General features: G+C 46.6%; 19 protein-coding genes, 1 tRNA gene and 3 pseudogenes. 7 read left to right on the top strand and 16 right to left on the bottom strand.

Going from position 1 to position 24449, the window contains the following annotated elements; all coding sequences use genetic code 11:
- Nucleotides 1-3: 3 nt before the first annotated feature.
- From DXE27_RS09275 to hrpA, 5 genes are all read right to left on the bottom strand, one after another.
- Nucleotides 4-1446, bottom strand: coding sequence for a sterol desaturase family protein (locus DXE27_RS09275; protein ID WP_197712358.1), 1443 nt, complete (start codon nucleotides 1444-1446; stop codon nucleotides 4-6).
- A complete protein-coding gene (locus DXE27_RS09270) occupies nucleotides 1353-1871 on the bottom strand; it encodes a hypothetical protein (RefSeq protein WP_197712357.1) in 519 nt (172 codons plus the stop codon). The genes DXE27_RS09275 and DXE27_RS09270 overlap by 94 nt, the downstream gene beginning before the upstream one ends.
- A gap of 26 nt (nucleotides 1872-1897) precedes the next feature.
- Nucleotides 1898-2677, bottom strand: a complete 780-nt coding sequence (locus tag DXE27_RS06830) for a polysaccharide deacetylase family protein (protein WP_128113393.1) — start codon at nucleotides 2675-2677, stop codon at nucleotides 1898-1900.
- A 109-nt stretch (nucleotides 2678-2786) separates the two neighbouring features.
- Nucleotides 2787-3188: a YncE family protein gene (locus DXE27_RS06825; protein WP_231969719.1), complete on the bottom strand. Its 402-nt coding sequence runs from the start codon at nucleotides 3186-3188 to the stop codon at nucleotides 2787-2789.
- Between the two features lie 70 nt (nucleotides 3189-3258).
- Nucleotides 3259-7275 (bottom strand): ATP-dependent RNA helicase HrpA, encoded by a 4017-nt coding sequence (gene hrpA, locus DXE27_RS06820; protein WP_231969718.1) that lies wholly within the window; start codon nucleotides 7273-7275, stop codon nucleotides 3259-3261.
- 53 nt (nucleotides 7276-7328) lie between these two features.
- Here hrpA and argA point away from each other — a divergent pair, with 53 nt between their 5' ends.
- Together argA and DXE27_RS06810 are read left to right on the top strand one after the other, a co-directional pair.
- Nucleotides 7329-8693, top strand: coding sequence for an amino-acid N-acetyltransferase (gene argA / locus DXE27_RS06815; protein ID WP_128113392.1), 1365 nt, complete (start codon nucleotides 7329-7331; stop codon nucleotides 8691-8693).
- A gap of 23 nt (nucleotides 8694-8716) precedes the next feature.
- Entirely contained in the window at nucleotides 8717-8989 is a 273-nt protein-coding gene (locus tag DXE27_RS06810) for an oxidative damage protection protein (RefSeq protein WP_128113391.1), read from the top strand.
- Nucleotides 8990-9238: 249 nt separating this feature from the next.
- Here DXE27_RS06810 and rpiA read toward each other — a convergent pair whose 3' ends face one another.
- Nucleotides 9239-9949 carry a ribose-5-phosphate isomerase RpiA gene (gene rpiA, locus DXE27_RS06805; protein ID WP_128113390.1) on the bottom strand — a complete coding sequence of 237 codons (711 nt, stop codon included), beginning with the start codon at nucleotides 9947-9949 and terminating at the stop codon, nucleotides 9239-9241.
- A gap of 101 nt (nucleotides 9950-10050) precedes the next feature.
- Between rpiA and tal the strand changes: the two genes are divergently transcribed.
- Nucleotides 10051-11028, top strand: a complete 978-nt coding sequence (gene tal, locus DXE27_RS06800) for a transaldolase (RefSeq protein ID WP_128113389.1) — start codon at nucleotides 10051-10053, stop codon at nucleotides 11026-11028.
- 15 nt (nucleotides 11029-11043) lie between these two features.
- Here the strand turns inward: tal and DXE27_RS06795 are convergent, their stop codons facing one another.
- The 4 genes and pseudogenes from DXE27_RS06795 to rnr all read right to left on the bottom strand — a co-directional run bounded on the left by DXE27_RS06795 (nucleotide 11044) and on the right by rnr (nucleotide 15381).
- A complete protein-coding gene (locus DXE27_RS06795; RefSeq protein WP_128113388.1) occupies nucleotides 11044-11934 on the bottom strand; it encodes a carotenoid biosynthesis protein in 891 nt (296 codons plus the stop codon).
- Between the two features lie 86 nt (nucleotides 11935-12020).
- Nucleotides 12021-12206 (bottom strand): YgaP family membrane protein, encoded by a 186-nt coding sequence (locus DXE27_RS06790; protein ID WP_128113387.1) that lies wholly within the window; start codon nucleotides 12204-12206, stop codon nucleotides 12021-12023.
- Nucleotides 12207-12224: 18 nt separating this feature from the next.
- On the bottom strand, nucleotides 12225-12980 hold the full coding sequence (gene rlmB, locus DXE27_RS06785; protein WP_128113386.1) for a 23S rRNA (guanosine(2251)-2'-O)-methyltransferase RlmB: 756 nt from the start codon (nucleotides 12978-12980) through the stop codon (nucleotides 12225-12227).
- A 35-nt stretch (nucleotides 12981-13015) separates the two neighbouring features.
- Nucleotides 13016-15381, bottom strand: a pseudogene (gene rnr, locus DXE27_RS06780) (ribonuclease R).
- A gap of 143 nt (nucleotides 15382-15524) precedes the next feature.
- Between rnr and DXE27_RS06775 the strand changes: the two are divergent.
- The 3 genes from DXE27_RS06775 to DXE27_RS06765 all read left to right on the top strand — a co-directional run bounded on the left by DXE27_RS06775 (nucleotide 15525) and on the right by DXE27_RS06765 (nucleotide 16978).
- A tRNA-Leu gene (locus DXE27_RS06775) sits at nucleotides 15525-15611 on the top strand.
- Between the two features lie 12 nt (nucleotides 15612-15623).
- Nucleotides 15624-15902, top strand: a complete 279-nt coding sequence (locus DXE27_RS06770; protein ID WP_128113385.1) for a hypothetical protein — start codon at nucleotides 15624-15626, stop codon at nucleotides 15900-15902.
- A complete protein-coding gene (locus DXE27_RS06765; protein ID WP_128113384.1) occupies nucleotides 15872-16978 on the top strand; it encodes an APC family permease in 1107 nt (368 codons plus the stop codon). Before DXE27_RS06770 ends, DXE27_RS06765 begins: the two co-directional genes overlap by 31 nt.
- A gap of 50 nt (nucleotides 16979-17028) precedes the next feature.
- Here the strand turns inward: DXE27_RS06765 and DXE27_RS06760 are convergent, their stop codons facing one another.
- The 3 genes and pseudogenes from DXE27_RS06760 to DXE27_RS06750 all read right to left on the bottom strand — a co-directional run bounded on the left by DXE27_RS06760 (nucleotide 17029) and on the right by DXE27_RS06750 (nucleotide 19510).
- A complete protein-coding gene (locus tag DXE27_RS06760) occupies nucleotides 17029-17481 on the bottom strand; it encodes a hypothetical protein (protein ID WP_197712356.1) in 453 nt (150 codons plus the stop codon).
- Nucleotides 17482-17507: 26 nt separating this feature from the next.
- A pseudogene (locus DXE27_RS06755) lies at nucleotides 17508-18196 on the bottom strand (dienelactone hydrolase family protein).
- 45 nt (nucleotides 18197-18241) lie between these two features.
- The gene (locus tag DXE27_RS06750) at nucleotides 18242-19510 is read right to left on the bottom strand and encodes an MFS transporter (protein ID WP_231969717.1); all 1269 of its coding nucleotides are present in this window, start codon (nucleotides 19508-19510) and stop codon (nucleotides 18242-18244) included.
- Between the two features lie 271 nt (nucleotides 19511-19781).
- Between DXE27_RS06750 and DXE27_RS09265 the strand changes: the two genes are divergently transcribed.
- The gene (locus DXE27_RS09265) at nucleotides 19782-19997 is read left to right on the top strand and encodes a hypothetical protein (protein WP_197712355.1); all 216 of its coding nucleotides are present in this window, start codon (nucleotides 19782-19784) and stop codon (nucleotides 19995-19997) included.
- A 173-nt stretch (nucleotides 19998-20170) separates the two neighbouring features.
- Here DXE27_RS09265 and DXE27_RS06740 read toward each other — a convergent pair whose 3' ends face one another.
- From DXE27_RS06740 to DXE27_RS06730, 3 genes and pseudogenes are all read right to left on the bottom strand, one after another.
- Nucleotides 20171-20665, bottom strand: a complete 495-nt coding sequence (locus tag DXE27_RS06740) for a hypothetical protein (RefSeq protein ID WP_128113383.1) — start codon at nucleotides 20663-20665, stop codon at nucleotides 20171-20173.
- A 69-nt stretch (nucleotides 20666-20734) separates the two neighbouring features.
- Nucleotides 20735-22955: pseudogene (locus tag DXE27_RS06735) on the bottom strand (malate synthase G).
- Nucleotides 22956-23023: 68 nt separating this feature from the next.
- Nucleotides 23024-24367: an adenylosuccinate synthase gene (locus DXE27_RS06730; protein ID WP_128113382.1), complete on the bottom strand. Its 1344-nt coding sequence runs from the start codon at nucleotides 24365-24367 to the stop codon at nucleotides 23024-23026.
- Nucleotides 24368-24449 lie beyond the last annotated feature (82 nt).

Genomic DNA, 24449 nt, shown 5'->3' with positions numbered 1-24449 from the left:
ACATCAACCATGATTGGGAAGTTCCATGTCAACTACACGTGATTGCACTGTCAGCGCTTTATCCAATTCATCTTGCCGCAATTCTTTCAAGGCATCCAATAAGAAATGACTAAACCAGAGTGCAGCAAAAACAAAAATGAGCGAGTAAATCCAAAGCGCTACAAAACTCACAATTGGGAATAAGACCAATGCTAGTGCCGAAGTAGCCCAGAAGAATGTAGGTACGGCGCCCAGCATTCCAGAGATAATTCCCATGGTAAGCAAAGACCAACGATACTTTTCCAATAATAGATCCCGCTCTTCTGTGCTGGCATGTTTTGCCAAGACGTCATAAGACATGAGCCGCATTGTTAACCAACCCCACAACAAAGGAGGAAGGACTGCAAACAGCGGAGGGATCCACCATACCGGCAACGTTAGCATCACCAACACCAAGCAAATGAGCGCTGACCACAAGGTATAAACCAAGCTACCAAATAAACCGCCGCCGCGCTTGCATTCCAAATCTTGATAGTGGGCTTGTCTAATCACATTCTTTACGATCGCAGGAACAGTTGAGAAAGCAATTAAAACTAATAAGCTAATCGTGATGAGTGGAATGATCAGCATCACGAAAAATAATGGCGCAATAAAGGCTCTAGCATTTTCAAGGCCGGCCCAAACTAAACCTTCTTGTATCCAACTGGTAAATATCGAAGTCGTCAAAAAAATACTGAGCGCCTCTAGTGCAGGAGTCCAGGTAAGCCAGATGAGACAACCCCATAAAACAGAGATGATTAGAAATGGGCGAAGACTCAGCCATAGCATCCGCGGATGCATGGTTCCTATCAATGCCAAACCAAACGATCTCATTACCTGCTGCAAGCCGACCATAAAACTCCTCTTTAATACAATGGGCATGGCCCATGTACGCTTACTTTGTGGCATCAATTCACGAACAGAGCGAACAATTCCTTGCCACTGTTGAGTGAAAATATTTTCAGAAACGGTTAGGTTTCTTACACCAGTAGGATAGACCTCTTGAGGGAAGATGGCAATTCGAAATGCCATATCCCACCATGGAAACAATATTCCAAAGTTACAGCCACCTAAGACCCCAGGTTTGCCTTGTGCCTCATGCCCGTAGCCCACAGCATGATGCATGCGATGGTACATCGGAGAAATGAGCAAGTACTTTGCAGGCCCCAGGTGAACTTTGAGATTAGCGTGCTGCCAGCTTTGAATAAATTGACTGAGTGCAATCAACATGATGAATTGCCCAGGAGATACCCCAAACAATAGCGCGAAGAAAGCCATGAAGGTTGCGCGCATGATGTCATCAAGAATGTGATTGCGATTGTCGGACCAGGCAGTCATGACCGTTTGACTGTGATGCAAGGCATGAAGCTGCCACCACCAGTTAAATACATGTGAGGCACGGTGGTAGAGATAGTCAACGAAGTCCAAGAGAAGAGGATTAGGTAGATGAGAAAACTGACCACAGGAATTGAAGTTACGCCAGGCCACCAAGACTCAACATTAAAATGTTCGAACCGGAAATCATGCAAGACGGAATCAATTTCAAAAAAGATACCGGACAAGGCAATAAAGATGATGCCGTGAAAAATGCCTAGGCGATGAAACAGGGTATAAAACACATCCGCCCTACTGGCCTTAGCGAAACGCCCTTGTTTTTCTGCAGGAGCAAAGCGCCTCCAAGTTCTCAGCACAACAAGGATCAGGAAAATCTGAATGCAGCCAAATAGAAACCAGTCAATGCCATCAAAGACATCCTCTGCCCACGACATCAAATTGAATTGATAAAGAATCGGAGCTGCAATATTTGAAAAAACAAATTCTTGAACGCTGGCGTAGGCGGCCGCAATCCCCAAGAGGTAATCGTATTCAAATCCATGCTTTATTTTGACTGATTTGCGGTATTTTTGGGTAGCAAGCCAAAACAAAAGCCGCGGCCCTTCAGATTCGTAATTAGCTGCTCCAATACCGCAGGCACCCAAGGGTCTTTTCTAGACCAAATACCTAAGTGGGCCATGGTGATATCACCATCGGCAATAGCGCGAGTCGCCTTATCCAAGAGAACATTATTTGGATACTTGTCAGAGTTCAGCTCATCTCCCAAGAAATCAGCTGCCGCCCAAGCAATATGCTGATAACCACACATATCACCCATCCGAATTAAGGTTGGAGAGGTTTTTCCACCTGGGGCGCGCCATATCTTTTGCAAGGGCTGACTTGTTAACTCTTGGAAGCGCTGATCTACCCTGCGGATTTCTTTGCACATGGCTGCTTCGTTATAAAGCACCGTCATTCCAGCCTTAGGTCCAAATTGCGGCTTTTCAAAGACCTCGCCCTTTGGGCCGTCTTTTACAAAATAAGTATGGTCGTATGTATGACTACCAAAGTGGTGCCCTTCTTTAGCCCGCTCTTGCCAAAATGGTTTCCAGGATTCGTCTAGGGAAAAGTCGCCACGAAAAGTTTTCTCATTGGCCAAGAAAAAAGTTGCTTTGACATTTTGACGCTTAAGAATCTCTGCCACATTTTCTGCGACAGACATATTGCCGGTATCAAAAGTAAGGTACACCTTCTTGCTGCATTCTGCCGCTTGAGCTACAGGGCCCAATGAAAAACAGCCGAGCAAAAGCGCGGCTGCATAACGAGTAATTAAATTACAGCACATGATGAGTATTTATTCCCACCCAGCCCTTGGGGGCTAGGCGTCTTCGCCAACTTCACGGTCTTAGCCAATTTCAGATCAGCGCCGTTAGCCGCATAAATATCGACACGGTCTAAACGATTTCCATTGGCAACAAACTATTTGTGATTTGGTGAGGGTCAATAATGTCTGGAATCCTGCCAGTTAATTCGCCAGTTGTTGGATTCATCAAGACAACGTCATTGCCAGCGGCATTAGCAATCAAAAGCGTTTTTTGATCGGGTGTGATCATTAAGTGATGTGGCTCTTTGCCAACCGGAATGGTCTTTATCACCTGACGGGTAGCCATATCGATCAAACTGACTGAGGCTGAGCCAGAATTGAGAATCGCCGCCAACTTTGGTTGATTTGCTGAGTTAGACTGCGCAGCCGAATTGTTAACTTGCGCAAAAGCGCTTTGATTGGCCAACATAAATGCCAATACGGCAGAGGTTGCAATTGTGCGAAAACCTCTAATCTTGATAAATGTATACATCCCCCTATTGTAAGCAACCAAAGATCCGGAAAAGACCTCCAAATCCTATGGATATGACTGTGTATTTGACTTAGCGCAAGCTCGCCAAGACCTTTTCAAGGCGCCTTAAGGACATTGGGGTTAGGGTTTTGAGCTCCTGGGCGTACAAAGCCACTCTAAGCTCTTCAAGCTGCCAACGAAAATCTGTCAAGGCCTGATCCTCGGCCATTGCATACGAAGCAGTCCCCTTCTTACCCTGCATCAACTTCTGCCAAGGTCTTGCAACTGACTCCCAGTCTTTTTGACATTGGGCATCGCGACTTGGATTTGAGCGCAACTTATCAATCCGCATGGCAATTGCTTTGAGATATCTCGGCAGATGCACTAATTGCACATACGGAATCTCCGCTACGAACTTCGGAAAGATGAGGCCCCGCATTTGGGTTTGCATATCCGCATACGCTGCTGGAGATGCAGCTTTAGCACTAACCATCTTCCTCTGCAAATCTGCATGGGCCTGCAGCGCATTTAGAGAGTGTCGAGAAATTTCTTGAGCAATGAGTGCCAGTCTGGGTTTGCCCGCTTGCAGGCGCTCAACAAATTGTTCGACATTCACTGGAAGCGGCTCCGTCATAAAGGCGCACTCAAGGGCGATATTCAGAATCTGCTCAATTAAGCCATCTACTGAGCCGACATTAATAAACAATAAACCCAATTCACGAATTCCGGGCAGCTGTTTTTGTAAGGCCTTGAGCGTGTCTTTATTGCTCAGCGCAAATAATCGACGCAAGCCAAGGGCATGCTGTCTTCTAGCTACTTCTAAGTCATCAAAGACTTCAAGATCACAGAAGTCTCCGCGATCAACCAAGGCTGGATAACCGAACAGGGTTTTATTTCCCTTTTGAATCTCCAGGGTTTCTGGTAATTCGCCAAACTCCCAGGAGCGGTAGCCGCCCTGCTCAACCCTTCGCGTGGAGTCAGACGCATTTGCCTGAGATGTCTTTCCTGCAGAAGGCTCTACACCAAGTTCCACCTGCGCAGTTTCTTGAGCAATCGCTTGAAAGGCATTACGAGCTGTTTCACCGTATTCAGAACGCAAGCGGGCTAAATTACGCTCCACCTCAAGTTGACGGCCATGCTCATCAGTCAAGCGGAAGTTCATTGAGGAATGCAATGGCAATGACTCCGGCCTAAAGTCTGTACGCTTAATTTCTAGACCCCGTTCTTTGCGGATATCGATAATGAGACTATCCAAAAAATCACCGACACCAAATTGCTTCTCTTCAAGCTTGCGATCAAGATAGGATTTTGCGTAATCAGGCAGGGGCACGCAATGACGTCGCAACTTCTGCGGTAATGATTTGAGTAGTAACAACACCTTCTCTTCACACATACCAGGCACCAACCACTCACAACGACGTCCATCAACCTGATTTAACTGGGTCAAAGGAACTACTAGCGTGACCCCATCTTTGGGGCTGCCTGGCTCAAAGTGATAAGTCAGGCTCAGTTGTACGCCACCCACCAACATATTCTTTGGATAGCGATCCACCGTAATGCCGGCTGCCTCATGACGCATTAAGTCGGCTTTTTCTAAGCGCAATTGCGCGTCTAAGTCAGGCTGCTTACTTAACCACGCCTTGAGGCTTTCACGACTGCGCACTTCCTTGGGGGTGCGGGATTCGTAAAAAGCAAATAGCAGATCGTCATCTACCAATACATCTGGTCGGCGTGAACGATGCTCCAATGCTTCAATCTCTTTTATGAGGCGTCGGTTATGCCAAAAGAACCCAAAGAGGTTGGGATATTTTTTCTTAGCATCAGCTTCTGTTTCGCGCTGGAGTGCAGGCGTATCCATACGACCAAACATTTCCTCTTGAACCAAGGCTTGACGAATAAATAATTCCCTCGTCTCATCAGGATTATGTGGTTCGTAACGAACCCGACGGCCATGGTAAATCGGCAAGCCATACAAGGTGCCGCGCTCAAACGCCATCACCTCACCCTGACGGTTATCCCAGAAAGGATCGCTAAGAGATTTAATCAGGCGGTGGGCCGCAACTCGCTCTACCCATTGGGGCTCAATCTTGGCAATGGTTCTAGCGTACATGCGATTAGTTTCTTGTAGCTCGCCCGCCAATATCCAGGCACCTGCCTTTTTACCAATGGTTGAACCAGGCCAAATGAATGGACGAATACCGCGCGCTCCAACATAACCACCCGTCTTGCTATTGCGATCTTGAGATTTTTCATCTTCTTCTTTTTTTGCTACATAACCCAAAAGGCCGGTTAACAAAGATAGGTGGACCTGCTCGTAGGTTGCGGCTAAGCCATTTTCCTTCCAGCCCTTTTCACCGAGCATAGTATGCAGTTGACCATGCACATCACGCCACTCTCGTAAGCGACGCGGAGAAAGAAACTTACTCTTGCAAAGATTCTCTAGCTGACGATTGCTGTGTTTATGCTGCAAAGCATCCTGATACCAATTCCAAAGCTTTACAAAACTCAGAAATTCGGAACGTTCGTCAGCAAACTGTAGGTGCGCTTGATCAGCTGCGGCAGCCTGATCCATTGGTCTGTCGCGAGGATCCTGTGTGGCCAGCGCTGAAGCAATGATGGTGACCTCTTTTAATGCATTCTGCTCTTTGGCAGCCAACAACATTCTGCCGATACGCGGATCGAGCGGTAGGTCAGATAGCTGCTTACCTATTGCAGTCAGCTTGAAGCTGTTATTAATGTCCTTACTAATATTTTTTTCATCTACTGGTTCTGACTCATCAAATTCGATTGCGCCCAATTCATCCAGAAGCTGTACACCATCTGCAATCGCCCTACCTAGAGGTTTATCAATAAAGGGGAAATGTTGAATCTTCGGTAAGCGCAAAGAGCTCATACGCAGCAACACGGCGGCTAATGAACTACGCAGTATTTCTGGGTCTGTAAATTTAGGGTGGCTTTGATAATCTTGCTCGCCATATAAGCGTATGCATATGCCATCCGATACGCGACCGCAGCGCCCAGCCCTTTGATTAGCAGCAGCCTGTGAGATGGGCTCAATCTGAAGCTGCTCCACCTTATTGCGATAGGAATAGCGCTTAACTCTAGCTAAGCCACTATCAATCACATATCGAATATTAGGAACAGTTAACGAGGTCTCGGCAACGTTGGTTGCCAAAATAATTCGGCGGCCATTACCTGGGCTAAATACTCTTTCCTGCTCGGCAACCGATTGGCGCGCAAACAGACTCAGAATTTCTGGGTGAAAACGCTGTTGCAAGACATGATCCTTGCGTAATGCTTCTGCGCAATCGCGTATCTCACGCTCGCCCGGCAGGAAGACCAATACATCTCCAACGCCCGCTGCACCCTCACGCCATAAGCCAGCAATTTCTTCAGTTACTGCATCCGGAATTTCTTTGGCAGCTTTGGATTCTTTTTTGCCATCTGGTTTGGCATCAGGCTCCAGAGGTGCATAGCGCTGCTCCACTGGAAAGAGCCGACCGCTGACCTCAATCACTGGTGCCACCTTGCCATTCATTGCAAAGTGCTCAGCAAAACGCTGGGCGTCGATCGTTGCCGATGTAATGATCAGCTTGAGGTCTGGTCGCTTCGGAAGAAGCTGGCGCAGATACCCCAATAAGAAATCAATATTGAGGCTGCGCTCATGCGCTTCGTCAATGATGAGTGTGTCGTAGGCGCGCAGCTGTGGATCGCGCTGAGTCTCCGCCAGCAAAATGCCATCTGTCATTAACTTAATAGAAGCCGTATTGCTGGTTTTGTCTGCGAAGCGAACCTGGTAACCAACATCCTGACCTATGGGCGAGCCTAGCTCTTGGGCAATTCTCTTTGCGGTTGCAGTTGCGGCTATCCGGCGAGGCTGAGTGTGACCAATGAGCTTACCGCCATTGATGGTGCCCCTACCCAGGTCTAGGCAGATCTTCGGTAGCTGAGTAGTCTTACCTGAGCCAGTCTCGCCACAAACAATGACCACCTGGTGGCTTTGCAGGGCATCCTTGATCAGCTGACGCTGACCTGAGACCGGCAATTCCTCCGGAAAGCGAATATCTAAGCTGCGCGAGGTGTTGGAAGCAGGCACAGGCTTTGGCATTGCTTTGGGTTTTTGTTGGTTTATAGGCTCTTGCACCCTATAATTTTCTCACTATGCCAACAAATGCACCGAACCAGGCCTTAAATGCCGAAGAAACGACCTCCAACTTCCCCTTTGTAGGGTGGTTGCGCGATGTTGCGCCCTACATTCATAGCTTCCGCGAAAAGACCTTTGTCATCGCATTTGCGGGTGAACTTGTCCAGGAAACTGGCCTCGAGAATCTGATTGAAGATATTGCCATGTTGCATGCCATGGGTATGCGCATCGTCTTGGTTCATGGCATCCGCCCTCAAATTGAGGAGCAGTTAATGCTCCGCAAGATTAAAAGTAAATTTGGCAAGAGCGCTATGCACAGCTATCGGATTACAGATGCAGCCGCATTAGAGTGCGTAAAAGAAGCTGCTGGTGAACTACGCCTTGATATTGAGGCAGCATTTAGCCGTGGATTACCAAACACGCCAATGGCTGGCTCACGTATTTCCGTTATCTCTGGAAACTTTATTACTGCAATGCCTGTTGGTGTTGTGGAAGGCACTGACTATATCCACACTGGACTAGTTCGCAAGGTTGACTCTGGATCCATTAGACAGTCTCTTGATAGCAACAAGATTGTCTTGCTTTCACCTTTGGGATTTTCTCCAACAGGTCAGGCCTTCAATTTAGCCTACGAGGATGTTGCCGCATCTACTGCTGCCGCCTTAAAAGCGGACAAACTCATTTTCTTAAGCCCTTTTGCTGGCTTAAAAGATGCAGAGGGCGATTTCATTACCGAACTATCTATGCCACAACTCCAAGAATATATTGGTCAGCACAAAGATATGGACCTGAGCATGAAGAGCTTGCTCAATACCTCAGGCAGAGCCATCCGTGCAGGCGTTAGCCGTGTTCACTTCTTGCCATGCAATCAAGATGGCGCGCTTTTGGAAGAGCTCTTTACCCATGATGGTACTGGCATGATGCTAGCCTCTTCCGATATTGAGAACTTGCGCGAAGCCAATCAAGATGACGTTGGTGGTATTTTGCAATTAACAATGCCACTTGAAGATGAAGGCATCTTGGCTGCCCGCGGCCAAGATGTGATTGAGCGCGATATTCAGCGCTTCTCAGTAATCGAGCATGACCGCGTTCTCTTCGGCTGCGCAGCCCTCTTCCCATTTCCTAATGGTGTTGGTGAGCTTGCTTGTTTAGCGATTGATCCAGATGTTCAGGGATCAGGCGACGGCGAGCGCCTCCTCAAGCGTATTGAAATGCGTGCGAAGCAAGAAGGCATTAAAAAATTATTTGTTCTCACCACGAGAACAGAGCACTGGTTCTTAAAGCGTGGCTTTAAGCGGGCCACTGTTGATGATTTGCCAGAAGAAAGAAAGCAAATTTACAACTGGGACCGTAAGTCCATGGTTTTAACTAAAGACTTATAAGAGATATAAGAAAGGCATTACAGATGGCACGCATGGTTCAATGCATCAAACTGAATAAGGAAACTGAAGGCATGGATTTCGCCCCACTTCCTGGTGAACTTGGCAAAAAGATTTGGAATCAAGTATCTAAAGAAGCTTGGGCCGCTTGGTTAAAGCAACAAACTATGTTGATCAATGAAAATCGCCTCAACATGGCAGACCCACGCGCACGCCAATACCTTTTAAAGCAAGTAGAGAAGTATTTCTTTGAGGGTGGCGCGGATATGGCGCAAGGCTATGTACCGCCAGCAGAGTAATTGTTATTGCGGTACAGCATCGAATCCCCATAAAAATGCCATCTTATTCTTGACACCATAAATATCGAAGCATAGGATGAAGTTGTGGCGATGCAGTTAGAGTGCGCTGCCACATTGGCGAAAGCCATTACAAATAAGCGCATCTATGTGCTTATAGGCTAAGGAACTAAATACCTTCCGAGCGCCTGCGCCATGCAAACCATGGCAAAACAACCCGACGGGGGGCATCCCCATCGGGTTGTTTATTGTCTAAAACGCAATTCTTTCAACGCCAGCAGCATTGCTGACTAGCAAAATATTGACCTTCTCTTTTGCAAATAGGCCGACAGTGATGACGCCAGCAATTTGATTAATCTGCGACTCCATCTTCAGTGGATCTGAAATTTTCAATCCTGCTACATCCAATATCCAGCCACCGTTATCTGTCGCAAACGGTTCGCTTGGGGTTTGATTTAAATCGGGGCGAGTGTTTTTCGCTAGACGCAAACTAACTTTGCCGCCAAATTTTTCTAGCTCTCTAGTGACAATGCCCTGAGCCAATGGAATAATTTCCACTGGTAGTGCGAAATTACCCAATACAGGCACTTGCTTTGAGGAGTCGCAAATACAAATAAATTGCTTGGCCATAGAGGCGATAATTTTTTCTCTAGTTAGAGCTCCGCCGCCACCCTTAATCATATGACCGGCTGGATCAATTTCATCAGCGCCATCGACATATGCAGGCAAGCTCACTACATCATTCGGGTTAAGCACTTTGAAGCCATGCTTAAGCAATCGTTCGGTTGTGGCGTTTGAGCTTGATACCGTGCCAGCAAAATGATCCTTATGTGGCGCTAGAGCATCAATAAAGCAATTAGCAGTAGAACCAGTACCTACCCCCAATATTTGACCGGCCGAGAGTTTGAGAACCTCATCTCGAGCCGCCTCACCTACCATTTGCTTAAGTTGATCCTGATTCATAGGTCTGCCAAATGTCCTTATGCCTTAACTGGAACTGAGTAAATAATCCATCTATCATATGACATTCAAGAAAATTCCTTTTGTGATCGCCTTGCACCCTTATGAATAGCACCTCTTTAGCATCCAGCCAACTTGAGCAACTCAAGAAACTCACTACGGTAGTAGCCGATACAGGCGATTTTGAGCATATGCAGGCATTTCAGCCGCAAGATGCGACTACCAATCCTTCATTGATTCTGAAAGCAGCCCAGCAAAGTAATTACCAGAGTCTTGTGCAATCCGTTAAAGATGCACATCCCGGCATGAGCCCTACAGACTTAGTTGACTACATCTTGGTTGCTTTTGGCTTAGAGATTCTAAAAATCGTCCCAGGAAGAGTATCCGCAGAAGTGGATGCAAGATTATCTTTTGATACCAAAGCTACAGTAGCAAAAGCAAAACATTTAATTGCTCTTTACGAATCACATGGGATTGATCGCAAACGTATTCTGATTAAATTAGCTGGCACATGGGAAGGTATTGCAGCCGCTAAAGAGTTAGAAGCTAGTGGTATTCATTGCAACATGACCCTGCTCTTCTCTTTAGTACAGGCCGCTGCATGTGGCGCCGCTAACGCTAAACTGATTTCACCATTTGTAGGCCGCATTACCGATTGGTACAAAGCAAAACTCGGTGCAAATTGGAGTGATGCAAACAATGGTGGAGCGAATGATCCGGGCGTGACTTCAGTGAAGAGAATTTTTCACTATTACAAGCACTTTGGCATCCCTACAGAAATCATGGGGGCGAGTTTTCGGAACACTAGCCAAATATTGGGGCTAGCTGGAGTGGACCTGTTAACGATTAGTCCAGAGCTACTAGCTGAATTACAAGGTAGCAATGCGGTAGTAGGCAAAAAGCTGGATGCCGCTAACGCTAGCTCTGCGTTACAGACTGGGGGTATTACGCCTTTGAAATTGGATGAGTCCAGTTTCCGCCTGCAACTCAATAACGATGCTATGGCAACCGAGAAATTAGCCGAAGGTATTCGGAACTTCTGCGCGGATACTGAAAAACTCGAAATACTGCTCGCAAAATAATTGCGCCTTACCCAATTACTTACTGCCAATTGTGCTCTTCTGCACTTTGAAAAAAGCTAAGCAGATTACAAAAAGCATTGTAAAAATAGGTACCAGCCCTAAAGTTTCATAAAGCGCTTTCAAAGGCCAGACCTGAGAGCTGGCATCAGTAACGCTGCCACCAGTGTTTGTAAATACAGCTGAAATAGGCCCCAGAAAAATACTGCCGTAAATAATAATCACAAGATACCAGCTTGATTTCTTGCTGTCCTCAGCACAATTTTGCATTTCATTTGAGCGCATTAAATAAAATGCCCAAAACTGGAAGATGGTGTAGACGCAGAGAAACCACCCCATGAAGTTAGAAAAAGGAACCCCAAAGTAACCTCCTCCGTCACGCCAAATCCACTCATGCTTAACTGTAGATGATGCTGGGTCAATACTCATATCCCACATCACCATAATAAAACTGGCAATAACGGGAATTGCAAACATCAAACGTTTCTCAATTTTGAGATCAAATTTATGCAAAAGAACGTGAGCTAAAGCCCATGCAAGGTAGCAAACGCCAAAATAGGATGGCATGATCATTAGCGGGACAGTTCCTAGTTTTAGCCCCAATTCAGATGTATAAACGTAATGGCCAAAAGGGAAACCAGTTGCAATGCTTAAGGATTCATAACACCAGCTAACAATGCATGTGATGCCAAACATGATTCCGAGTCTGCGCCAACCCAATCGCTGTGAGCCGTGTATTAAGGCAAAAAGTAATCGCGCAGAAATGGCAAAAAGTAATCGCGCAGAAATGGCAATAATGCTTAATTTTCCAGCGATACCGACAGCAAATGGCATTGCACCGATGAAGGAAATAATGGCAAAGAGAGCAACAAGCAGCCAGAGAATGAATTCGTGATTTTTATTAAACATAAAACCCTGTAGAACAATTTAGTTGTGCTGCCTATTTACCCCGGGATGGCGCCCCTAAAAATTGGTATTGCGAGTGAGTGGACGCCTTACTTTTTAGCTGTATTGATACCAAGAATGCTATAGGCCGGGCAATTGCCGATCATTCCCGTTAACAGAGGGACAATGCCAATCCAAGCCCAGGGGCCCGTAATTCCAAAACCTGCCAAGCCCATGAGGGTTACGCCAACAGTCATGCGTAGAACGCGATCGGTGTGACCAATATTGCATTTCATAGCAAACCTCTTTTCAAGTTACTTGGCAGCTTTAGCTAGGCGCTGTCTTAATGCCTCATACAAGCATACGCCACTTGCAACGGAGACATTCAAACTCGAGACCACGCCTTGCATTGGGATACGTACGAGCTCATCACAGTTCTCTTTCGTGAGGCGACGCATGCCCTCACCTTCGGCACCCATCACAATACCAATGGAGCCCGTGAGATCGATGTCATAAATTGATTTTGTTGCCTCATCATCCGTACCAATCAGCCAAACACCAGCTTCTTGCATCTCTTTCATGCTGCGAACGAGATTCGTCACGGTAATCACCGGCATGACTTCGGATGCCCCGCTTGATACCTTACTCACAGTCGCATTGATCGAAGCTGAGCGGTCTTTAGGAATTACTACTGCATCCACTCCGGCGCCGTCGCCTACCCGCAGGCATGCGCCGAAGTTATGGGGATCGGTTACGCCATCCAATACCAGAAATAGTGGTTTCTCTTTTGCACCCTCTACATCCTCAACCACTTCTGTGATGGTGCGAGCGATAGTCATTTTTTCTGCTAAGGCGACTACGCCTTGATGGCGATCATGTCCTGTTAATTTATGCAAACGTTCAGCATCGGCAGCATGCAAACGCTCACCCAACATCTCTTCAGCCTGTTTTAAGAAATCCCCCATACGTCTATCACGACGGCTAGGATCAAAGTACACCGACTTCAAGCTATCTGGATCAACACGTAAACGCGCTTGAACCGCATGAAAACCTACCAATATTTGTTTCATTATCTTTTCTAACTCAATCTCTATTGACGACGTAATTATTTACGACGCGCTTTTGTACTGCGGACTGGCGGCTTACTTCCAGCGGGCTTACCAACAACTCTCCCAGGCTTGGATTTACCGTTTTTGCGGGTTGCCTTGCTCTTGGATTGATTGGCACCTAAAGTGCCGGCTGACTTAGCAGCATTGACATTAATGCCACTAGGTTTTTGCGGAATCTTGCTATCAGGCCGGCTCTTTTTAGACGCAGCCTTCTTATTAGGTCTACCAGTATCCGTTGCCAGTAATAGTTGGCGACGATTTGAGGAGCCGCCTGGTTCTGCGCCAACCGATTTAACAAGGCTAAATTCAATCTTGCGAGCATCCAGGTCAACACGACTTACCAATACATGCATACGATCACCTAAGCGATAACGAATACCTGTACGCTCACCACGCAACTCTTGGCGAGCCTCGTCGTATTGGAAGTAATCCCCGCCTAGCTCAGTGACGTGCACCATGCCTTCGACAAAAAGATTTTCCAACTGAATAAATAAACTAAAGTTGGCAACGCCCGTTACCGTGCCAGCGTATTCTTGACCCAAATGGTCGCGCATGTAATAACACTTGAGCCATGCCTCTACATCGCGCGACGCTCGTTTGATGAGCAATGCACGCCCAACTGACCCCAGATTGGCAATGCTGCATTGGCGCCCTTAGCTGGTTTAGCTCCTTTTTCAGCCCCTGCTTTTGCATCGCTTTGGGATTTTTTGGCATTCACTGCGTTCTCACGACCTTTGCCCTTACGTGGCAAGGTTAAGTTCAATGGAACCTTCGGCGGCAAGACCGGAACATACGGCTTTTTCTGCAGAATCGACTTTATGACTCGATGTGTCAATAAATCCGGATAGCGGCGGATCGGACTCGTGAAGTGCGAGTAAGCGGGGTATGCCAGACCAAAGTGACCTTCGTTATCTGGTTGGTACATTGCTTGCTGCATAGAGCGCAAGACAACTGACTGAAGCATATTGGCATCAGGACGATCTTTAATCTCACGAATCAGCTTGGCAAAATCGCGCGGCTTTGGTTTTTCACTGCCACCCAAAGATAGGCCTGAGGTTCGCAGAACTTGGCGCAAGGTCATCAGCTTTTCTTCTGATGGCTCACTATGCACGCGATACAAACTCAGATGTTTATTCTTCTCAATAAAGTCAGCAGCACAAACGTTAGCAGTCAACATGCACTCTTCAATTAAGCGATGCGCATCATTACGGATACGCGGTTCAATGCGAAGTATCTTGCCCAGCTCATTACTAATAATTTGAGTCTCAGTGGTTTCAAATTCGATAGCACCCCGCTTCTCGCGCGCAGCCAGCAGAATTTTGTAAAGAGAATATAGATTGGTCAGCAAAGGGCGGAACGGTGCAAAACGCGCTGCTTCAGGACCCTTACTATTAGAGAGAATTTCCCAGACAGTGTCATAGGTAAAACGCTGTGCAGAATGCATCACTGCTGGATAAAACTGGTATGCCAGCACAATGCCATTGTTATCAACCACAGAGTCGCAGACCATACACAGTCGATCTACTCCAGGGTTTAATGAGCAAAGGCCATTTGAAATCTTCTCCGGCAACATCGGAATCACGCGCCTTGGGAAATACACTGAAGTCGCCCGTAACAGACCATCATCGTCTAGTGGCTGGCCCGGCTTTACATAATGAGAGACGTCCGCAATAGCGACAATCAGACGCCACGCTTTAGTCTTACCGTACATGACCGGCTCACAATAAACCGCATCATCAAAATCGCGAGCATCTGCACCGTCAATCGTTACCAGCGGTACATCACGTAAATCGACACGACCTTCTAAATCTGCCTGCTGAACCGTGTCAGGCAAAGCAGCCGCTTCTTTCATAGCTGCAGCCGAGAACTCATGAGGAACGCCATACTTGCGCACGGCAATCTCAATTTCCATTCCAGGATCATCAATCTCGCCTAAGACCTCGACTACACGACCTACCGCCTGGCGATAGCTATCCGGATAATCAATGATCTCAACGCTAACTACTTGTCCAAGCTTGGCATTACCTTGAGCCTTAGGAGGAATCAAAATGTCGTGACCAATACGCTTATCTTCAGGCGCAACAATCAAAACACCATTCTCATTTAAGAGTCGTCCAATCACGACTTTATTGGCGTGCAGAACCACTTCAGCGATCCGCCCCTCTGGACGACCACGCCGATCTGTTCCTAATACCCTGACATTTACTCTGTCGCCGTGCATGACGCGGGACATTTCTCTTTCCGAGAGAAATATGTCTTCACCACCATCATCGGGAATGACAAATCCAAATCCGTCTCGATGCCTTTGGACTGTTCCTAAGCGGTCAGCCTCACGTGGCACCAAGTCTTTTGCTTTACGCATTTAATTCCTTCGGCAATACATGCCTTATATAGCTATTTTTGTTATGAATTAAGGCTACTGTATCAAACCACCAAGTCTGAAGGGAAAAAGCCAAATTGGGTTGAAAAGGGCGAAAAATGCCCATCCCTCTATAATAGAGCCATGCCCAGGTGGCGAAATTGGTAGACGCACCAGCTTCAGGTGCTGGCGATCGTAAGGTTGTGGGGGTTCGAGTCCCTTCTTGGGCACCAAATACTCTAGTTATGGCTAAATATGGGGGCATTATGCTCAAATACAAGCCCCACCCAAGTCAGGCTCTAGAAATCTCTGTGAATTCAGCGCTCCTAAAGACAGCAAGTAAGCACGGCAAGGCCATTGGCCTTTTTTCCGCAACCGCCTTAGGCATAGGCGGCATGATGGGTGCCGGCCTCTTCTCTCTACTTGGCACAGCCAGCATGCATGCTGGAACACATATTCCCCTGGCTTTTCTGATTGGCGCCATTGCAGCCTCATTCTCTCTGTTTACTCATACGCCAAATTAGGCGCCACATTTCCAAGTAGCGGCGGCGCTACTACTTTTACCGTCATGAGTTTTGGGCCTGGCGTTATTGCAGGCGGCCTGAATAATTTTCAATACATTGCGTATTTAATTGCTGCCGCTCTTTATGCTGCCGGGTTTTCTGAATACACCAATACATTGCTTGGTGGCAGTCTTTCGCCAACCGAAGTGAAAATGGTCGGTGCTGGTATCGTAGTTTTATGTGCTGGCATCAATGTACTTGGCACCAATTTTGTTGGTCGCGCTGAAACACTGGCTATCGGCTTTGTCACTATCGCTCTCTTACTGTGTTCAATTGAGGGTATCCGCGTTGCCGATATCAGCGCGTTTAAATCCGCTGGCGGATCCATCAACGGCATAGCGATTGCTACCGGCATTCTGTATATCAACTATCAAGGTTTTGGCGTAGTGACGAATTCATCAAACGCCATGCAAAAACCCCAAAAGGAACTGCCGCTTGCGATGTTTTCCGCCTTGATATTGGTGACGATTGCCTATGTATTAGTAAGTAGCGCAACAGTTCTGCTGCTGCCACCAGAACAGATGCAGCAATTTAATGGTCATGTTCTTGCAAATGCAGCGCAGATCGTTGCAGGTAAGACGGGGTTTGCCGTGATTGGCGCAGCAGCACTCAATGCCACGATTTTTGCCGCCTCTAATATTGCAGCCGATATGGTGAGCAAAACTTCAATCTCTCAAATGCTGGGCCAAACGATTCTCAAAACACGGACAGGCGCACTCAGCGCATCCACCCTCTTTGTGGCCATCTTGGTGTTGATATTTCCGCTCAATATCGTTGGGCAGATGGCCAGCCTAGCATTCTTATTGGTCTATGCCGCCATTACCTATGGTCATCTGAAGGTTCGCAAGAAGACTGGCGCTAGACAATGGCCGCTCTGGACAGCCATCATTATTAATCTCTACTTATTCGTTACGCTTTTGGTGAGCGTTATTGAAAATGCTCCTGGCAGCGCAATTGCATTAATTGGCGCGCTCATTGGCTCTTTTGCACTAGAAGCTTTTTATACAAAATTTCTGAAAAAGAAATTTGGTGCCTAGACGCTGTAACTTAAAGCCCCATATTGCGATGAAGAATCTTGGACTTCATCTCATAGACTTTGAAAATCTTCAGTCTTTGCTTCAGAGAGTTTGATGGGCTCGAACAATCCACCAAAAATAATAGGCCCCTTTTTAACCAAGGTTTTTTCGAATTCGCTCAAACCAATCGGTTTATCGTCCATATCCCTGGTTAACTCTGCCGAGCAGACTATGGCTTCTTCGTCATCTTTATCAACTACTGCAAACTCAATGAACTGCTGATTGTTCTCCACAATCACCAAGGTGCCTCGAGCATAAGAAACTGCATCATGTTGCTCAACGATATATGCGAGAAATTGATTCTCCTCTTCTTTTTCCATTCGAAGATCATCGATAAAGAAAAGATACTGATCCCCTTCAGCATTAACCAAGGTAAATACCTTGGGGATAACGCCATGGCCTAGCGCCAAGTTGCGATAGTAACTAGAGATTTCAACCGCGAGATTTTCAGAGAACAGGCGCATATTAAAAATGTATCAATAAAGCGTGATTAAGCTAAATTCTTTTTCAAAAATTCAAAGGTGCGATGATCCCGGGCCAACTGGGCGGCCTCGGCATTGTATTTTAGAGGCGGCAAACCACGAGCATCAGACTTTGGATTCGCAAATGCATGCTTAGTGTCATAACGATAAAACTCAATATTTGCTCCTGCCGCCTTTAGCTTTTCTTCTAATTGATCAACTCCAGCCGGAGCAAAGAACTCGTCATGCAAAGCCCAATGTGCCAACATCGGCTTACTTACTGCATTGGCATCCACGTATTCAAGTGGAGGGTATCCGTACCATACCACCGTGCCATCTAATTCAGGAACATTGCATGCCGATAGCACTGTTAAGGCGCCGCCCATACAAAAACCAGTTACGGCCACCTCTTCTTGCTGCCAGTCGCCTTCAGATACTGAACCGCCCCACGAATATCTTGTCCGGCAGCATCTCCAAAGTTCAAATCATTCATCAGATGCTCAGCTTCATTAGCCTCGAGCGCTAATTTGCCGCGATATAGATCAGGCACTAACGCGCGATATCCCGCTTTAGCTAAGCGATCGGCAACAGACTTCACTTCGTCATCCAGGCCCCACCACTCCTGAATCACCACAACACCCGGCGCATTTGGTTTGTCGGTAGGCTCAGCCAAATATCCATTTATGGTTTTGCCGTCCGGTCTTTTGTATTCAATCATGTTCTTTCCCTTATCACCTTGATCTCTGAATGACTTCGTCGCCACTTACTGAGGGGCTTTTGCATCCGAATGGATATATCCTACCAGCCAGATTGTTAGCAATCCACAAATGGCTGCCCCGTAACCCACAATGTTGTAGTGCTCCATCATGCCGTCCGGCCTAATCGTCACAATTGCGCCAGCTATTACTGAAGCAATACCGGAAGACAGCATTTGTACCGATCCAACAAGACTCATAAAGGTGCCCCGAATTTTGTTATCTACGACCTGACTCACAATTGCCATAGCAGGAATCATGCGACCAGAAACTAAGATGAAAAATGCTGTTGAATTGATTAAAACAATCCATAAAGGAGTTACCGGCAAATTCGTAGTGACTACCAAAGGAATTAGGCTGATGACTGCAAGCACCCTGAACACTTTGACCTTGCCATATTTATCTGCCATGTGCCCAATAAAGCGTGAACTCATTAGGGTTGCGATCCCGCCACATAAATAGATCAGTGAAATATAAGAATTATCAATACCCACATTAGTAGTGAGATAAAGCGCGATATACGGAATAACCGAGAATCCGGTAACCATGATGAAAGCCATAAATACAAAGGCTTTTAAATGCTGCTGCGCCGTCAATATCTTATAGATCTGATTAAAGCGACTGCCCTCGTGCACATGATCTAAGTGCCCTGCAATCTTGGGAATATTGCGATAACCCAAATACAAAATCAAAGTAGAAACCAAAGCAATGAAAATGAATGGCGCGCGCCAACCTAAAGCCGGAATGTGATTTGCCAAAAATAAACCTAAAGGTACGCCTGCAACCGTAGAGACCGAGAAAGCCACCATCACTGTGCCCAGCGCCTTTCCTCTGCGCTCAAACGGAATGGAGTCAGCCACAATGGTTTGCACTAGGGAGCCTAAGATACCGCCAAACGCACCAGCAAAAGCTCTAGCGATAAAGAGCATTTCATAATTTGGCGCCAAACCACAAGCCAATGTTGCGATGATGAAAAAGGCATATAGACTTAAGAGCAGTTTTCTACGCTCAAAACGATCTACATAGTAGGTGGCAAATACACCAGCGGCTGCCGCTGCAAATGTATAAGAAGACAGGAGCAACCCAAACTGATGGGTATTGATATTAAGGACTTTGATGAACGCGGGCCCTAAGGGCATCATGATCATGAAATCCAAAATATGAGTGAACTGAATGCCTGCCAAGGCAAGCAAAAAGAAACGCTCTTGCGAGGGGGTTCGAACAGAACTCAAAGTGGGATCAACAGTGCAAATTGGGGATGAAAGTCCATTATCCACTCTAGCGCCCCAATCTGCATTGAGGTACGATCAAAGCTAAATCATCGACAAAACTCCGCCAAACGGACTTGACAACAACCATGCCACCTACCGCAACCAGCTTTTCCTTTACCTTCCTCTTCATGGACATCGTTCTTGGAATCTTGGGGCTTGTATTTGTTCTGATATTTCATGGAAGTGCTCTGAATCACATGGTGATGCGCTTTGAATTGCTGACCAAGAAGAACCTTTTGAGGGGGGCAAGTACAACTGGGTCTTTACCCATTTTTACGTGGCATTTATTGTCATTGCCCTGATTCACATTAGCGAAATCTTTATTTGGACCGCCTTTCTTCTGTGGCTAAAGCTCATTCCCAATAGTATTGATGCCATCATGTTTGCTGGCAGTTGCTATACAACTGTTGGCTTTGTAACTGACATTCTGCCGCTTGGCTGGAAAAGCATGGCTTTCTTTATCGCCTTCAGCGGTCTGTTTTCAGTCGCCTAGACTACCTCGGCCATGATTATGATGACTGGGGTCTATAAACAGGCCTGGCTTCTCAAGTACACACCCAAGAAGAAATCACTTTAAGAAAATTTGCCCTTTTCAGGCGATTTTCTGGGTAATTTATGCTGTTTTTTAGCAAAAAATGCTCGTTTTTATGAACTTCAGGAATTACTTTAAGTTTTGATGTAATACCCGTAAACACAGCGACTTCCACCTCTAGATGGGTCGTGGGTATCTTGGATAACACCATCAATCACAGCGGTGAGGTGCTTTGACACCTTCACTATCAAAGTGCCAGCCGGTAGCTCGTCCGGCCTTAGGTGGACCTGACAACCTACCCCAATCTTCATCGTCGGAACCCATTTAAAACCATACTTGAGAATGTAGTCATGGAAGACATTCCGATGGTTACCATTGCGCGGGGATGAGCCTTTCGCGCTTAATCTCTTAGCAAGTCTATCGTTACGGGAGGATTGGGCATATGACTCATTAGCAAGCCTGAGGTCCTCATAGACCTGCATATAGGGCAAGTTCGCTGCAATCGCAATAGATCTGACCACGCAGTCACCTGCGCCACCCTTAAAGCCAGACTTTTGCCTACCCCCATCATTCAATTGAAATGGGAAGCTCGTATTTGATCTGGAGAAAAGGTTTAGAAAGCCAAACATGAGGTGTCGCCCAATAAAAAATGGATTTGCTTTGTGGGCAAATCCATTTTTGGTATGGTCGGAGCTAAATTACTTCGCGCCAGCCTTCTTAACCTCTAAACGCCAAGCGTGCAACAAAGGCTCGGTGTAGCCGTTTGGCTGCTCAAGACCTTTGAAAATCAAATCGCTGGCCGCTTTATAAGCATAAGAATCTTTGTAGTTTGGCATCATTGGCTTGTACAAAGGATCGCCAGCGTTCTGACCATCCACCACTTTAGCCATGCGCTGCAAAGTCTCATTTACCTGATCAGCAGTCACGATACCGTTGAGCAACCAGTTAGCAATGTGTTGGCTGGAGATACGCAAAGTTGCACGGTCTTCCATTAAGCCAACGTTATGGATATCTGGAACCTTAGAGCAACCAACGCCTTGATCGATCCAACGAACCACATAACCCAAGATGCCTTGGCAGTTTGTTATCCAATTCTTGCTGAATCTCTTCTTTAGACCAATTAGCCTTCTCAACCACTGGAATAATAGTTAACAAGTCATTGATCAACGCTTCAGCTTCAGCAGCGGTGTCGAGCTTTTCCATTTCCTTTTGGAGCTCTGCTACGTTTACTTGGTGATAGTGCAGTGCATGCAAAGTTGCTGCAGTTGGTGATGGTACCCAAGCTGTATTTGCGCCTGCCTTAGGATGAACAATCTTCTGCTCAACCATAGCCTTCATCATGTCTGGCATTGCCCACATACCTTTACCGATTTGAGCGCGGCCACGCAAGCCACAATCCAAACCTGCAAATACGTTACGACGCTCATAGGCAGACAACCACTTGCTGGTCTTCATATCACCCTTGCGCATCATTGGGCCCGCGTACATTGCTGTATGCATTTCATCACCAGTACGATCCAAGAAGCCATTATTAATAAAGGCAACACGTGCACCTGCAGCAGCAATTGCCGCTTTGATGTTGGCACTCATGCGACGCTCTTCATCCATGATGCCAAGCTTGACTGTGTCTGCTGGCAAACCGAGCAACTTCTCAACGCGACCAAAGAGCTCACCTGCAAAAGCCACTTCTTCTGGGCTGTGCATTTTTGGCTTCACGATATAAACGGAGCCCTTGCGTGTATTACCAATTGCTTGGCTTGCTGGACGATTAATGTCGTACAAATCGATCAATACAGTCACTACTGCGTCCAAGATACCTTCATAGATCTCTTTACCTTCGCCGGTAATGATGGCTGGGTTGGTCATTAAATGGCCAACGTTACGGAGGAACAAGAGTGAGCGGCCATGCAAAGTGACAACGCCATCTTTTGCATCAACAGCGCCAATACCAGCCTTGTACTTACGGTCTGGGTTGAGTGCACGAGTAATGGTCTTATCGCCCTTCTTCACTTCCTCAACTAAAGTTCCCCTGAGGATGCCTAACCAGTTCTCATAAGCAACGACCTTGTCATCACCATCCACTGCAGCAATAGAGTCTTCCAAATCCAAAATGGTGGATAGTGCGGCCTCAAGTACAACATCATTGATGCCTGCAGGATCGCTTGCGCCAATGGTTTTGGTCTTATTAATTTCGATATCAATATGAACGCCGTTATTGCGCAATAAGACTGAGCTTGGTGCAGCCGCGTCACCTTGATAGCCAACAAATTGCTTCTCATCAGCTAAACCAGTAACGCTGCCATCTTTTAATTTAACGGAAAGCTTGTTGCCGTCGACTGTATAAGCAACTGAATCACGATGTGATCCTTTAGCCAATGGAGCAGCTTGATCCAAGAAGTTACGAGCATAAGCAACTACCTTAGCGCCACGAATTGGGTTGTAAGCACCCGTCTTAGTAGCGCCATCCTCTTCAGAGAGAACATCGGTGCCATAGAGAGCGTCATATAAAGAACCCCAACGTGCATTCGCAGCATTCAATGCATAACGGGCATTTAAAACAGGAACTACCGGTTGAGGACCTGCTTGAAGCGCCAACTCATCATCCACATTCTTGGTTGTTGCGGTAATTTTTCCTGGAACGTCGACTAAGTAGTCAATTTCTTTTAAGAATTTACGGTATGCAGGCATATCCTTGATTGGACCTGGATTGGCTTGGTGCCATTTATCCAAGTCAAGCTGAATGCGATCGCGCTTTGCTAGCAATGCTTCATTTTTTGGAGTTAAGTCTTTAACAATTTCATCAAAACCCTTCCAAAAGCCAGCGCTCTTAATGCCAGTACCTGGAAGTACTTTGTCTTCGATAAAACGATATAGAGGGATTGCCACCTGAAGGCTATTACAGGTAGTACGCGCAGTCATGTTGTAAACCTTGGTTCTTACAAAAAGTTAATAAATTAGTTAATAAATGCTGAATCAATTATTTTCCATCAACCCTGAAAAGGATGCTGAAGGAGGATGGTTTCATCACGCTCTGGGCCTGTAGACACCATTGCGATTGGCTTACCAGCCACTTCCTCGATACGACGCAGGAACTTTTGAGCCTCAGGTGGCAATTTATCCCACTCACGGATACCGAAGGTTGTACCCTTCCAGCCCGGGAAATCTTCATAAATTGGCTCACAGCGAGCAACAGATTCTGCGCCGCGTGGCAACACATCTAACTTCTTACCATCGAGGAGGTTGTAGCCAACGCACAGACGGATAGTTTCAAAACCATCTAGTACGTCCAATTTAGTAATACATAAACCAGACAAGCCATTGATCTGAATCGAACGCTTTAACGCAGCAGCATCTAACCAACCAGTGCGACGTGGACGACCGGTAACGGAGCCAAACTCTTTGCCAACTTCAGCCAAGCGTACGCCAACTGGATCTTGCTTTGCCGGATTGTCATGATCGTAGAGCTCGCTTGGGAATGGACCCGCACCAACGCGAGTGCAATAGGCTTTAGTGATACCCAGGATGTATTGCAAAGACTCAGGGCCAACACCTGAACCAGCAGCAGCATTGCCTGCTACACAGTTGCTGGATGTGACGTATGGATAGGTACCATGATCGATATCGAGTAATGTGCCTTGAGCGCCTTCGAACAATAAGTTTTGTCCAGCTTGCTCAGCTGCGTAGAGCGCGCTAGACACGTCAACCACCATTGGCTTAAGGCGTTCAGCATATGACATTGCTTCAGCCAAAGTCTTTTCATAATTAACAGGCTCAGCACCGTAGTAATTGGTGAGCATGAAATTGTGATATTCCAAATTCTCACGCAATTGCTCTGCAAATTTTTCTGGGTAGAACAAGTCTTGAACGCGCAATGCACGGCGTGCAACTTTATCTTCATATGCCGGCCCAATACCGCGGCCAGTTGTACCAATCTTCGCCTCACCACGCTTCTTCTCGCGAGCATGATCAATTGCTACGTGGTACGGCAGAATTAAAGTAGTCGCTTCTGAGATCTTCAGGCGGGATTGAACATCCAATCCAGCCGCTTCTAGTTCGCCAATTTCTTTAAAGAGTGCCTCTGGAGAAAGCACTACGCCATTACCGATGTAGCAAATCACATTCTTGTGCATGATTCCAGATGGGATCAAACGCAAAATAGTCTTCTTGTCACCGATGATGAGTGTGTGGCCCGCATTGTGACCGCCCTGGAAGCGAACTACCGCTTGAGCATGGTCAGTCAACCAATCCACTACCTTACCTTTACCTTCATCACCCCACTGGATGCCAATGACAACTACGTTACAACCATGTGCTTGCTGCTTTGAAGACATAATGAAATCCAAAAAGATAATTACAAAATAGGTTAACTACTGCTTATAGGTTTACTTCTTCAGGTTTACTTCTTCAGGTTTA

Source organism: Polynucleobacter necessarius, assembly GCF_900096755.1.
In the GTDB taxonomy this organism is placed as follows: domain Bacteria; phylum Pseudomonadota; class Gammaproteobacteria; order Burkholderiales; family Burkholderiaceae; genus Polynucleobacter; species Polynucleobacter necessarius_K.
Note: the sequence above shows the minus strand (reverse complement) of the source record. Positions and strands in the feature narration are given on the sequence as shown.